Source organism: Aeromicrobium sp. Root236 (assembly GCF_001428805.1).
GTDB lineage: Bacteria > Actinomycetota > Actinomycetes > Propionibacteriales > Nocardioidaceae > Aeromicrobium.
Genome location: NZ_LMIS01000001.1, coordinates 1,072,121 through 1,084,797 on the forward strand (window position 1 = coordinate 1,072,121; position 12,677 = coordinate 1,084,797).

Consider the following 12,677-nt stretch of genomic DNA (forward strand, 5'->3'; position numbering starts at 1 on the left):
CGGCTCAGCCCTGTGGGCTCGGGGTGAGGAAGGCCGCGAGCCGGTCCGCGATCAGTGCGTAGCCCGTGTCCGACGGGTGGAGCATGTCCGACGACATGAGGCCCGCACGCTGCGCGCTCCCGTACGCGCCGAACAGCGGTGCCAGGTCGAAGACCGCGATCTTGGGGTCGGTCGACGCGATGCGGGCGTACATCTCCTCGTACGCGGCCCACGTGCCGGTGCCGGAGGTCGGACGCTCGTAGTAGGGCATCAGGACGATCGACGGATCCGTGTCGACCCGGGCCCGGATGGTCGCGATGATCTCGCGGATCTTGACCTCGGTGTCCTTCGCCGGTGTGCCGAGGGCGAAGTCGTTGGACCCGATCGGCAGCACGACCAGGTCGGGGTGCACCTCCTTGAGCGACTCGGCCCAGCGGTCGCCGGGTGCGACGTAGTTCGCTGCGGCGAGGCCGCTGGCCCCGCCCTCCCAGACCCGGACGCCGCTGCTGCGGTCACCGTTGTAGAGCATGACGCCCTCGACGATCGCGGGGCTGCCGCCGCCCGTCCCGCGCATCACGACCTGGTGCACACCGGGCGCGAGCCCGGAGACCTTCTCGACGTACCCGCCGCGGCTGGTCGGCTTGGCGCCGGTGTAGACCCGGACCTCGGGACCGCCGTCGACCGAGTACGTGAACGTCCCGGCCGTGCCGGTCAGCCCGGCGTAGACGATGTCCAGGTCGGTCAGCTCGGCCTTGACCGTGATCGTCTGGGTCGAGTTGAACAGCGCGAGCGTCTGCCGGCCGAGCCCCTGCTCGAAGGCGCCGACACCCGACACGTACGAGATCGGGTTGTCGGGGAACTTGCCCCAGTTCAGCGGGTCGAGGTAGCCGAACCCGCCCTTGACCCCGACCGGCTGGTGCACCCCGCGCAGGTCGTCGCGCAGGACGCTGATCCACCGCTTCTGGATGCTGGTGGCCCGGGCGCCGTCGGCCAGCGAGTCACTGGGGCCCACGAAGACGTCGACGGGTTGCCGGTCCACATCGGCGAAGGCAGCGCGGAACGTCTCGAGGGCGCGAGTGACCTTGCTCGCCGACTGCGCACCGGTCACCGCGAGCTGCGCGCTCGTACGGGACTGGCTCGCGTAGCCGGCACGGGCGCCGGTCACGGTCAGGCACATCAAGGACCCGACGTCGGCAGCGACCACGGTGTGCTGGACCGAGGTCTCGCCGGTTAACGCGGTCCCGTCACGCAGCCACTGGTAAGCCACCGTCACGCCGTTGTCCCAGTCGCCGGGCACCGCGGTGAGGACGTCGCCGATGGCCGTCGTGCCAGTGACCGTCGGGGTCGGCGTGCTCACCTGCGTGCCCTCGGCAACCGCCTGCGTCTCGGTGCTCGTCCTGGCCGTCGTCGGGAAGCCGGCCTTCGTGCCCGTGACGCGGACCGAGATCGCGCTGCCACGATCCGCGGCCGTGAGGTCGTACGCGGTGCCGGTCGCGTCTTGAGCCGCCACCCCGTCGCGCAGCCACTGGAACGCGAGCTGGACCCCGTCAGGAGACCAGGTGCCGGAATCTGCGGTCAACGTCCGGCCCACCTCTGCCGTACCGGTGATCGTGGGCGTGGCGGGCGTGATGATCGGCGCGGGAGTCACTGCCTCCGACAGCGCCGACGTGGTCGTCACGCTGGCGTAGCCGGGCTTGCTGCCCATCACCTGCACCGACAGCCGCCTGCCGGTGTCATCGGTCCCAGGCGTGTACGTCGACGAGGTCGCACCGCTCACCGCCACCGAGTCCTGGGCCGTCGTCCCGGCCAACCACTGGTAGCTGAGCTGTACGCCCGCGGGTGCCCACGTGCCCGGCTCCGCAGTGAGCGTCGCATCCACCTGTGGGGTCCCGCTGACCGACGGCGTCGGCGTGGCCGTCAACGTTCCCGGGACCACCACCGCAGACGGCGCCGACGTCGCGGAGACGCTCGGGTAGCCGGTCTTGCTGCCGGTCACCCGCACCGAGACCCGCTTGCCGAGATCACCGGCCCCAGGCGTGTACGTCGTCGCCGTCGCGCCGCTCACCGCCACCGAGTCGGTCAGCCACTGGTAACCGAACGTCAGCCCGGCGGGTGCCCACGTGCCGGAGGCCGCGGTCAGCGTCGAGTCGACGACCGGACTGCCCTCGATCGAGACCTGGCCCGGCGTGATGGTCGCTGCCGCGACGACGGTCGCCGTCATGCTGGAGCTCCTCACGAGGCTCGTGTAGCCGGACTTGCTGCCCGTCACCTCGACCACCAGTCGCTTGCCCACGTCGGCAGCCCGCACGACGTACGTGGTCGTGGTTCCCCCGGTCGCCACCAGGCTCTTGCTGGTCGTGCCGCTCAGCCAGCGGTAGGTCAGCGTGGCGTCGGTCGGCGACCAGACACCGGGTCGGACGGTGAGGGTGAGGCCGGCCTGTGGCGTGCCCGTGATCGAGGGCGGGGTCGAGCTCGAGACGGCAGCAACGGGCCTCGCGCTGGACGGTGCGACGGTGCCGGCCAGCACGACAGCCATCAGCCCGATCAGGAGCCCGAATTGCCTCGAATGGCGCACTTGACCGGCATGCATGTGTTGGCTCCGTAAGCCCCCACGTCGAACGTACGCGCGAAGTGAAGCGTGAAAGCCGGTCTGTCGAAGACTGAGGACTTAGGTCCCCCCGGGTGTGGCCCTAAGGGGTCAGAGCAGGGGCAGCGCGTCGTCGTCCGAGGCCACCCGGCCGGTCGCGATCCTGATCCAGTCGAGCCTGTCACCGACCTCCGGCTCACGCGTGGTGACCTCGACGTACGCACTGATCAGCGCGTCGGAGACCGCCGCGACCGGCTGCTCGAGCAAAGGCGGTGCAGCGACGCCGGGCACCGACCGCGCGAGGTCGTCGCCGTGCACCACGAGCTCGAGGACCCGCGTGAGGATGAAGTCCTCGCGGGTGATCGCGCCGAGCGGGCCGCGTACGACCTCCGCCTTGAGCGAGTCCAGCGCGCGGAAGCCGAGCCGTGCGCAGTTGTCGATGCCGGCGAGGACGTCGCCGGCGAACGAGCGGGCCAGCTGCTTGGTGCCGTCGGCGATGTCGCGCGCCGAGGTCCCGTAGTTGGAGATGTACTCGTGGATCGTCCGCGGCTCGGCACGAGGTGCCGGGCCCAACACCGGGAAGTCGAGGAACGAGCGACCGATGTGCGTGATGAGCTCGTGCACGTTCCACGCCTCGAGGACGCTCTGCTCCTGGGCGTGCTGCAGCACCCCTGAGGTCTCGATCCACCCGCGGAGCGCGGCCCACTGCGACCGCAGCAGCTCCTCGTTGGTCACCACGGCGAGGGCTCGTAGTCCTTCAGGAAGACGCCATGGATGTCCTCGCCGGCCTCACCGCGGATGATCGGGTCGTAGACGCGCGCGGCCCCGTCGACGAGGTCGAGAGGTGCCTTGAAGCCCTCCTCGGCGAGCCGCACCTTGGTCGGGTGCGGGCGCTCGTCAGTGATCCACCCGGTGTCGACGGCGGTCATGAGGATGCCGTCCTGCTCGAGCATCTCCCCGGCGCTGGTGCGGGTCAGCATGTTGAGCGCCGCCTTGGCCATGTTGGTGTGCGGGTGGCCCGGGCCCTTGTAGCGGCGGCTGAACTGGCCCTCCATCGCCGACACGTTCACGACGTACGTACGACGCGCTTCGGATGCCGCCATCGACGGCCGCAGGCGACTGACGAGGATGAACGGCGCCGTCGTGTTGCAGAGCTGCACCTCGAGGAGCTCGAGGGCGTCGACCTCGTGCACCCGCTGCGTCCAGCTGTTGACGTCGACCGTGTCGGGGACGAGGCCACCGGCATCGATCCGGGCGAGGTCGGCCGATCCCGCCGACAGCGCCATCGAGGTCAGCTCCTCGGCCGTGTGCGCGTCGCCGGCCAGCACGGGGTGCGCGGACACCGATCCCACGAGGGCGGCCGGGTGGGCATCGCTGGTGTGCCCGAACGTGAGCAGCTCCGGCAGCGGCCCCTCGGGCAGCGGCGCCGACTCGGCCTCGGCCAGCGGCGCGTACGCCCCAGGGGTCCGGCGCACGGTCTGTGCGGCGTTGTTGATGAGGATGTCGAGCGGCCCCTGCTCCGCCACCGAGTCAGCGAGCCCGACGACCTGGGCGGGGTCGCGCAGGTCGATGCCGACGATGCGGAGCCGGTCGATCCAGTCCGCGCTGTCCGGCATGGCCGTGAAGCGGCGGACCGCGTCGTGCGGGAACCGGGTCGTGATCGTCGTGTGCGCACCGTCGCGGAGCAGGCGCAGGGCGATGTACATGCCGATCTTGGCCCGACCACCGGTCAGCAGCGCCCGCTTGCCCGTCAGGTCGGTCCGGGCGTCGCGCTTGGACCGGTTGAGGGCGGCGCAGTCCGGGCACAGCTGGTGGTAGAACGCGTCGACGACGGTGTACTTCTGCTTGCAGATGTAGCAGGGGCGAGCCACGAGCAGCGTGCCCGCCGTGGCGCCGGCCGCGTTGGAGACGAGTGGCAGGCCCTCGGTCTCGTCGTCGATGCGGCGTGGCGAGCCGGTGGCCGTCGCCGCCACGACGGCGCGGTCGGCAGCGGCCACCTGGGCGCGCTTGTCGAGCCGGCGGTGCTTCTTGACGTTCTTGTAGAACTTCCCGCACGCCCGGCGCAGCGCGACGTAGTCGGGGTCGTCCTCGTCGAGCCGCTCGGCCGCGGCCAGCACCTGGAGCGCGACCGCCAGCTCGTCAGGGTCGATGTCGGTCATCTAGCCACAGACTGCCCCGTCAGCGGCGGAGCTGACGAGCTTGCGGTACTTGGCCAGGACGCCCTTGGTGTACTTGGGCGGCAGCGGCTCCCAGCCGACCTTGCGAGCCTCGAGCTCGTCGTGGTCGACCTCGATCTCGAGCGTCCGGTTGGCCATGTCGAGCACGATCGGGTCGCCGTCGCGCACGAACGCGATGGGTCCGCCGTCGACCGCCTCGGGGGCGACGTGGCCGACGCAGAGGCCGGTGGTGCCACCGGAGAACCGCCCGTCGGTCAGCAGCAGGACGTCCTTGCCGAGTCCCGCGCCCTTGATCGCACCGGTGATCGCCAGCATCTCGCGCATGCCCGGGCCGCCCTTGGGGCCCTCGTAACGGATCACGACGACGTCGTTGGCGACGATCGTGCCGTCCTCGAGCGCGTCCATGGCCTTGCGCTCGCCGTCGAAGACCCGTGCGGTGCCGCGGAACACGTCGGAGTCGAACCCGGCGCTCTTGACGACCGCGCCGTCGGGCGCGAGGGAGCCCTTGAGGATCGTGAGGCCGCCGGTCTTGTGGATCGGCTTGTCGAGCGTACGGATGACGTCTCCGTCGAGCTTCTCGGTGATGCCGGCGAGGTTCTCGGCCATCGTCCTGCCGGTCACGGTCATGACGTCGCCGTGCATGAGGCCCGCGTCGAGGAGCGCCTTCATGATGACCGCGGTGCCGCCGGCCTTGTCGACGTCGTTCATGACGTAGCGGCCGAACGGCTTGAGGTCGCCCAGGTGCGGGACCTTGTCGCCGATGCGGTTGAAGTCGTCGAGCGTCAACGGCACCTCGGCCTCGCGGGCGATCGCGAGCAGGTGGAGGACGGCGTTGGTCGACCCGCCGAGCGCCATGACGACGGTGATGGCGTTCTCGAACGCCTCCTTGGTCATGATCTGTCGCGCGGTGATGCCCTTGCGGAGCAGCTCGACGACGGCTTCGCCCGACTTGTGCGCGAAGTCGTCGCGACGGTTGTCGATCGCCGGCGGGGCGGCCGAGCCGGGCAGGCTCATGCCGAGCGCCTCGGCGGCGGTCGCCATGGTGTTGGCCGTGAACATGCCACCGCAGGCGCCCTCGCCGGGACAGATCGCGCGCTCGATCTTGTCGACCTCCTCGCGGGTGATGAGGCCCTTGATGCAGGCGCCCACCGCCTCGAACGCGTCGATGATCGTGACGTCCTTGCCGTCGACGTTGCCCGGCATGATCGAGCCGGCGTAGAGGAACACGCTCGACAGGTCGAGGCGGGCCGCGGCCATCAGCATGCCCGGCAGGCTCTTGTCGCAGCCGGCGAGCAGCACCGAGCCGTCGAGGCGCTCGGCCATCATGACGGTCTCGACCGAGTCGGCGATGACCTCACGGCTCACGAGCGAGAAGTGCATGCCCTCGTGGCCCATCGAGATGCCGTCGGAGACGGAGATCGTGCCGAACTCGAGCGGGTATCCCCCGCCCGCGTGCACGCCGACCTTGACCGCCTTGGCGAGCCGGTCGAGCGACAGGTTGCAGGGGGTGATCTCGTTCCAGCTGGACGCCACGCCGATCTGGGGCTTCTCCCAGTCCTCGTCGCCCATGCCGACGGCACGGAGCATGCCGCGGGAGGCAGTGGCCTCGAGGCCATCGGTGACGGTGCGGCTGCGGGGCTTGATGTCGATCTGGTTCTCGGAGGCCATGCCCCAAGATTACGGCGCGCCCCGACCGGGTCGTCCGCGGTGTCCACCTAGAACAACGGCACGAAGATCAACGCGAGGGCCCAGCTGACGAAGCTGCCCACCAGCACGTACTCGGCCCGCAGCCCGTCGGTGCGGTCACGCGAGATCTCGGGAAAGCGCAGGATGCCCTTGGCCGCGACCACGACGGCGATCGCGGCGAGGTTGCCGCTGAGCGCGCAGGCCAGCACGAACCAGCGTTCGAGCGGCCCGAGGACGCGGCCGCCGCGCAGCTCGTCGCCCTGTGCGAGCACCCGTGGTCCGGTGGACAGCAGCACGCGGCGTACGACGATGTTGGCGGCGGTCGCCAGGAAGAGCACCACGCCCACGCCGAGAGCTGCCCGGTCGAGCGGCACGCCGTCGAGCCGCGGGATCGGGAGGTCGGCGTACCAGTCCTGCAGCGGTGCGTCGCCGAAGTCGAGCGCGCCGGATGCCATGACGAGGACCAGGCTCAGGGCGCCGAGCAGCACGACGCCGGCCGAGGAGTCGTGAGCGGCGGCGTCGACCCACACGACCACCACGATGCCGATGACGAGCGCCAACCAGAGCGTGTGCCACTCCGCACCGAGCAGCAGCGGTCCGGCGACGGCGACCACGAAGCCTGTGGGGATCTTCCAGCGGCGTACGAGGTCAGCCATGCCGACCGCGGCGAGCAGCACCGCCAGGGCGGTCACGGCTGCACCTGGCCGATCGACTCGAGCAGCGCGCCGATGCCGGCCCGGTGCCGCTGCGACACCGCTGACGTCGAGATGCCCTCGTCGTCGGCGATCTGGGACAGGGACTTGCCGTGCAGCTCGGCGAGCGCGATGCGGCGCTGGCGGCCGTCGAAGTCGCTGACCAGCTCGTCGCGCACCAGTAGGTAGGAGTTCACGATGTCGCCCCCCTCCGATCGTTCGCGCTTGAGCCAGGTCCGTAGCCCCGGGAGCTGGCGGCCCTTGGCCTTGGCGGTGTCGATCGCGTCGCGGGCCAACCACCAGGCCTGTCCGTCCTGGGTCAGACCATAGTTGGACGTGCCGACGATCTCGAGGTCGCCGACCCCGATGCCGAACCGGCAGTCCATCGACTCCGGCAGCGCGAGGCGCACCAGCACGGTCGCGTAGAGCGCGTCGTGCAGGTCGTCGTAGACCCCTTGCAGCTCGTCGCCGATCGTCGGCTCGAGCGGCTGCGACGCGGGCAGCAGCGCGTTGACGACGGCCAGGGCGGAGAGCAGACTCTGCTGCGCCTCGGCCCGTGACGGTTGCTCACGCGACCCCACGAGGTCGCCGATGACGGCGAAGCGTGGTGAAGCGATCTGGTTCATTTCTCCATATTGAAGGTATTTACTTCAAAAGGCAAGAGTGAAGCGCTGCCCTTCATCGCCTAGGCTGAGATCCATGACCATCACCTTCGTCACCTGCTCGTGGGCCCGGAGTCTTGACGCCGACCTGCCGCTCCTGCTCGAGGCCGCCCACCAGCGCGGGATCGACGCCGAGATCACGGAGTGGGACGACCCGGAGGTCGACTGGCAGACGTACGACGCCGTGGTCGTCCGCTCGTGCTGGGACTACACGACCCGGCGCGACGAGTTCCTGGCCTGGGCGGCGTCGGTGCCCCGCCTGCACAACCGCCACGACGTGCTGGAGTGGAACACCGACAAGGTCTACCTCCGCCAGATCGAGGCTGCCGGCGTGCCGATCATCGAGACGCGGTGGAACGTCGCAGACGGTGACGAGCTCGGCGACCACGCCGAGTGGGTCGTCAAGCCGACCGTCTCGGCCGGGTCGAAGGACACCGCGCGGTGGGAGTCCCCCGCCGACGTCTACGCCCACAGCGCGGCGCTTGTCGCCGCCGGGCGTACCTCGATGACGCAGCCCTACATCTCCTCCGTCGACGACGAGGGTGAGACCGCGATGCTGTTCTTCGGCGGCGAGTTCTCGCACGCCATCCGCAAGGGGCCGATCCTCGCCCGCGGCGAGGGCATCCGCCAGGACCGCGACGGCCGCGGCGAGAACGCGGTGCGCACGCCGACCCCCGCGCAGCACGAGGTCGCCCGGGCTGCCCTCGCCGCGATCGACCACGTGCTCGGACGGCCCGCCGACCTCCTGTACGCCCGCGTCGACCTGGTCACCGGCGACGACGGATCACCGCTGGTCATCGAGCTCGAGCTGGCGGAGCCCTACCTGTTCCTCGTGCTGGCCGACGGGGGCGCCGGCCGGCTCGTGGACGCCGTGGCGGCGCGGATCTGACGATTCGATTGCGGGGCCTGCGTACGCCGTGGACAATCAGCGCTTGTGAAGCCACCCACGGCCGCCTTCGTCCGCTATTACGACGTCGAGAGCGCCGACGGCACCCGGCTGAGGGCGTGGACGAATGATGCCGATGGGCCGACGGTCTTCCTGTCGAATGGCCTCGGCACCAACCCGCACGCCTGGCCGGCCCTGCTGCGGCCCGACTGCGGCCTCCACGTCGTGTCGTGGAACCACCGGGGCGTCGGCGGGTCCGAGCGGCCAGCCGACGGACGGGTCGACCTCGACGCGTTCGTCGAGGACGCGTTGGCGGTCATGGATCATGCGGGCATCGACTCGGCCGTCGTCGCCTCGTGGTCCGCGGGCGTCACGATCGCGTTCGAGCTCGCGGGGCGCCACCCCGAACGGGTCAAGGGGATCCTTGCCGTCGCCGGGGTGCCCGGCAACACGTTCGCGACGATGCTGGCTCCCCTGCGCATGCCTCCGGCGGTCTCCAAGCAGCTGATGGTCGGCCTCGCGCGTACGGCATGGGTGTCGGGACGCGCATTGGCACCGCTGACCCGGCGGATCCCCTGGACCAACGCGACGGCCAACATGCTCCGCCTGACGCGGCTCATCAACCCGGCGGCCGACACCGCGGAGCTGCGGACGCTCATGCAGGAGTTCTGCACGACGCATCCGTCCTGGTACGCCAAGCTCGCCCTCGGGGTGTCGGAGCACCAGCGCGTCTCGCTGTCCAGGATCGACGTGCCGGTGACCTTCATCGCCGGCAAGTGGGACATGCTCACCGGCGCCCGCGACATGCTCTCGGCGTCGGAACGCGTCGCCGGGTCCCGGTTCCTCGAGTTCGACGCGACGCACTTCATCCCGCTCGAGTTCCCCGACCTCGTCCTCGAGGAGCTCAAGGACCTGGTCGACCGCACCGCCTGACCCCGAGTTTTGGGACAAACATCGTCACATCCGGAAGGAAAGTGCCGAGGAAAGTCCCAAAACTGGCGGGTCAGGTGAGCTTTTCGAGGATCAGCTCGCGTACGCGGCCGGCGTCGGCCTGGCCCCGCATCTCCTTCATGACGGCACCGATGAGCGCACCCGCAGCGGCCTGCTTGCCGTCGCGGATCTTCTGCGCGGCATCGGGGTCGCCGGCGATCGCCCGGTCGACGGCCTCGCCGAGCGCACCGTCGTCGGAGACCACCTCGAGCTGCCGCCCGACGATGACCTCCTCTGGCGTGCCCTCACCGGCGATGACGCCGTCGAACACCGAGCGGGCCAGCTTGTCGTTGATCCGGCCGGCGTCGATCAGTTTCTGGATCTCGGCGACCTGCAGCGGCGTGATGCCCAGCGAGTCGAGATCTGCACCCTGCTCGTTGGCTCGTCGAGCCATTTCGCCGAGCCACCACTTGCGGGCCGCCTGCGGCGTGGCACCGGCCTCGATCGTGTCGGCGACGAGCTGGAGTGCACCGGCGCCGATCGTGTCGCGCATCTCGAGGTCGCTGAAGCCCCAGTCTGCCTGCAGGCGCGCGCGGCGTACGGCCGGCGGCTCGGGCAGCGTCGCGCGCAGCTCCTCGACCCACTCCCGCGACGGCGACACCGGCGCGAGGTCGGGCTCGGGGAAGTAGCGGTAGTCGTCGGCGTCGGACTTCTCGCGCCCTGAGGACGTCGTGCCGGTGTCCTCGTGGAAGTGCCGCGTCTCCTGCAGCACCGAGCCACCCTCGTCGAGGATTCCGGCGTGCCGAGAGATCTCGTAGCGGACCGCACGCTCGACGGACCGGAACGAGTTGACGTTCTTGGTCTCCGAGCGGGTGCCGAGGGTGGTCGAGCCCTTGGGCTTGAGCGAGAGGTTGACGTCGGCCCGCAGCGAGCCCTGGTCCATGCGTACGTCCGAGACGCCCAGCCCGCCGATCAGGTCGCGCACGTACGAGACGTACGCCCGGGCGACCGCGGCAGCCTTGTCGCCGGGCACCTCGATCGTGCGGGTCACGATCTCGATGAGCGGGATGCCGGCGCGGTTGTAGTCGACCAGCGAGAAGTCGGCACCGTGGATGCGACCCGTCGAGCCGCCCACGTGCAGCGACTTGCCGGTGTCCTCCTCCATGTGGGCTCGCTCGATGTCGATCCGGTAGGTCTCGCCGTCGACCTCGACGTCGACGTGCCCGTCGAACGCGATGGGCTCGTCGTACTGCGACGTCTGGAAGTTCTTGGGCATGTCCGGGTAGAAGTAGTTCTTGCGCGCGAACCGGCACCACTCGGCGATCTCGCAGTTGAGCGCGAGGCCGATGCGGATCGCGGACTCGATCGCCTTGGCGTTGACGACCGGCAGCGCACCGGGCAGTGCGAGGCAGACCGGGCAGACCTGCGTGTTGGGCTCGGCGCCGAACTCGGTCGGGCAGCCGCAGAACATCTTGGTCGCGGTGTTGAGCTCGATGTGGATCTCGAGGCCCATGACCGGGTCGAAGCGGGTCAGTGCCTCGTCGACGGGTACGAGAGTCTCAGTGGTCATCGCGCAACCTCCAGATCGGGTGCCTGGGCCAGCATCGGGCCGCCCCATTGGTCCTCGAGCAGCTTCTCGAGCGCAGCGCCGGCGTTGTAGAGCCGGTCGTCAGCCTGCTGCGGGGCGAGGAACTGCAGACCGACCGGCAGGCCGTCCTCCTCGGCGAGCCCGACGGGCAGTGACAGGCCGGGGATCCCGGCGAGGTTGGCCGGGATCGTGGCGACGTCCTGCAGGTACATCGACAGCGGGTCGTCGAGCTTGGCGCCCAGCTGCCAGGCCGTCGTCGGCGAGGTCGGCGAGACCAGCACGTCGACCTGCTCGAACGCCGATGCGAAGTCGCGGGCGAGCAGCGTACGGACCTTCTGCGCCGAGCCGTAGTAGGCGTCGTAGTAGCCGCTCGACAGCGCGTAGGTGCCGACGATGATGCGGCGCTTGACCTCGTCGCCGAAGCCCGCGTCGCGGCTCGACGCCATGACCTGCTCGGCGCTGGGGTCGTCGGCGCCGGCCGGCGGCACGCGTACGCCGTAGCGCATCGCGTCGAAGCGGGCGAGGTTGCTGCTCGCCTCGCTCGGCATGACGAGGTAGTAGGCCGCGAGGGCGTACTCGAGGCTCGGCAGGGAGACCTCGACGACCTCGGCGCCGGCGGACGTCAGCAGCTCGACGGCCTCGTGGAACCGCGCACTGACTCCGGCCTGGAATCCTTCGCCGCCGAGCTCTTTGACGATGCCGATCTTGAGGCCCTTGACGTCGGCGCGGCGGGCGGCCGAGACGACGAGCGGCGCCGGGGCGTCGATGCTGGTGGAGTCCATGGGGTCGTGCCCGCCCATGAGCTCGTGCAGCAGTGCGGCGTCGAGGACCGTACGCGTGACGGGTCCGGCCTGGTCGAGGCTGCTCGCCAGGGCGACAAGGCCGTAGCGGCTGACGCCGCCGTAGGTCGGCTTGACACCCACCGTGCCGGTCAGCGCGCCGGGCTGGCGGATCGAGCCGCCGGTGTCGGTGCCGATCGCGAGCGCGGCCTCGAACGCGGCGACCGCAGCGGCCGAGCCGCCACCGGAGCCACCCGGGATGCGGTCGCGGTCCCACGGGTTGCGGGTCGGCCCGTACGCCGAGTGCTCGGTCGAGGAGCCCATCGCGAACTCGTCCATGTTGGTCTTGCCGAGGATCGGCAGGCCGGCGGCCTTGATGCGCTGCGTGATCGTGGCGTCGTACGGCGGGATCCAGCCGTCGAGGATCTTGGAGCCGCACGTCGTCGGCATGCCCTTGGTGGCGACGATGTCCTTGACCGCGATCGGCACGCCGGCGAGACCGTGCAGGCCCTCGCCGGCGGCCCGGCGTGCGTCGATGTCGGCCGCCGTGGCGAGAGCGCCCTCGGCATCGACGTGCAGGAACGCGTGGACGTCACCGTCGACCGCGGCGATGCGGTCGAGCTGCGCCTGCGTGGCCTCGACGCTCGAGACCTCCTTGCGGGCGAGCTTGCCGGCCAGGTCGGCGGCGCTGAGCTTCGTCAGATCGGTCAT

The 12,677-nt window shown here is 70.3% G+C and carries 10 protein-coding genes; 2 read left to right on the plus strand and 8 right to left on the minus strand.

The features are described 5' to 3' along the window. Positions 1 to 4: 4 nt before the first annotated feature. From ASE12_RS05445 to ASE12_RS05470, 6 genes are all read right to left on the minus strand, one after another. Complete coding sequence (locus tag ASE12_RS05445; RefSeq protein WP_056397929.1) at positions 5 to 2,515, minus strand: GDSL-type esterase/lipase family protein; 2,511 nt, start codon at positions 2,513 to 2,515, stop codon at positions 5 to 7. A 162-nt stretch (positions 2,516 to 2,677) separates the two neighbouring features. After that, complete coding sequence (locus ASE12_RS05450) at positions 2,678 to 3,304, minus strand: maleylpyruvate isomerase N-terminal domain-containing protein (protein WP_056397935.1); 627 nt, start codon at positions 3,302 to 3,304, stop codon at positions 2,678 to 2,680. Next, positions 3,298 to 4,725, minus strand: coding sequence for an SDR family oxidoreductase (locus ASE12_RS05455; RefSeq protein WP_056397937.1), 1,428 nt, complete (start codon positions 4,723 to 4,725; stop codon positions 3,298 to 3,300). Before ASE12_RS05455 ends, ASE12_RS05450 begins: the two co-directional genes overlap by 7 nt. Next, on the minus strand, positions 4,726 to 6,411 hold the full coding sequence (ilvD, locus tag ASE12_RS05460) for a dihydroxy-acid dehydratase (protein WP_056397940.1): 1,686 nt from the start codon (positions 6,409 to 6,411) through the stop codon (positions 4,726 to 4,728). Positions 6,412 to 6,458: 47 nt separating this feature from the next. After that, positions 6,459 to 7,121, minus strand: a complete 663-nt coding sequence (locus ASE12_RS05465; protein ID WP_056397943.1) for a hypothetical protein — start codon at positions 7,119 to 7,121, stop codon at positions 6,459 to 6,461. Further along, positions 7,118 to 7,747 (minus strand): SatD family protein, encoded by a 630-nt coding sequence (locus ASE12_RS05470; protein WP_056397947.1) that lies wholly within the window; start codon positions 7,745 to 7,747, stop codon positions 7,118 to 7,120. Before ASE12_RS05470 ends, ASE12_RS05465 begins: the two co-directional genes overlap by 4 nt. A 73-nt stretch (positions 7,748 to 7,820) precedes the next feature. Between ASE12_RS05470 and ASE12_RS05475 the strand changes: the two genes are divergently transcribed. Both ASE12_RS05475 and ASE12_RS05480 read left to right on the plus strand, forming a co-directional pair. Then, positions 7,821 to 8,672, plus strand: coding sequence for a RimK family alpha-L-glutamate ligase (locus ASE12_RS05475; RefSeq protein WP_056397953.1), 852 nt, complete (start codon positions 7,821 to 7,823; stop codon positions 8,670 to 8,672). A gap of 45 nt (positions 8,673 to 8,717) precedes the next feature. Next, a complete protein-coding gene (locus ASE12_RS05480) occupies positions 8,718 to 9,602 on the plus strand; it encodes an alpha/beta fold hydrolase (RefSeq protein WP_056397954.1) in 885 nt (294 codons plus the stop codon). A 70-nt stretch (positions 9,603 to 9,672) separates the two neighbouring features. Here the strand turns inward: ASE12_RS05480 and gatB are convergent, their stop codons facing one another. Both gatB and gatA read right to left on the minus strand, forming a co-directional pair. Then, on the minus strand, positions 9,673 to 11,169 hold the full coding sequence (gene gatB / locus ASE12_RS05485) for an Asp-tRNA(Asn)/Glu-tRNA(Gln) amidotransferase subunit GatB (protein WP_056397956.1): 1,497 nt from the start codon (positions 11,167 to 11,169) through the stop codon (positions 9,673 to 9,675). Next, positions 11,166 to 12,677: an Asp-tRNA(Asn)/Glu-tRNA(Gln) amidotransferase subunit GatA gene (gene gatA / locus ASE12_RS05490; RefSeq protein ID WP_056397958.1), complete on the minus strand. Its 1,512-nt coding sequence runs from the start codon at positions 12,675 to 12,677 to the stop codon at positions 11,166 to 11,168. The genes gatB and gatA overlap by 4 nt, the downstream gene beginning before the upstream one ends.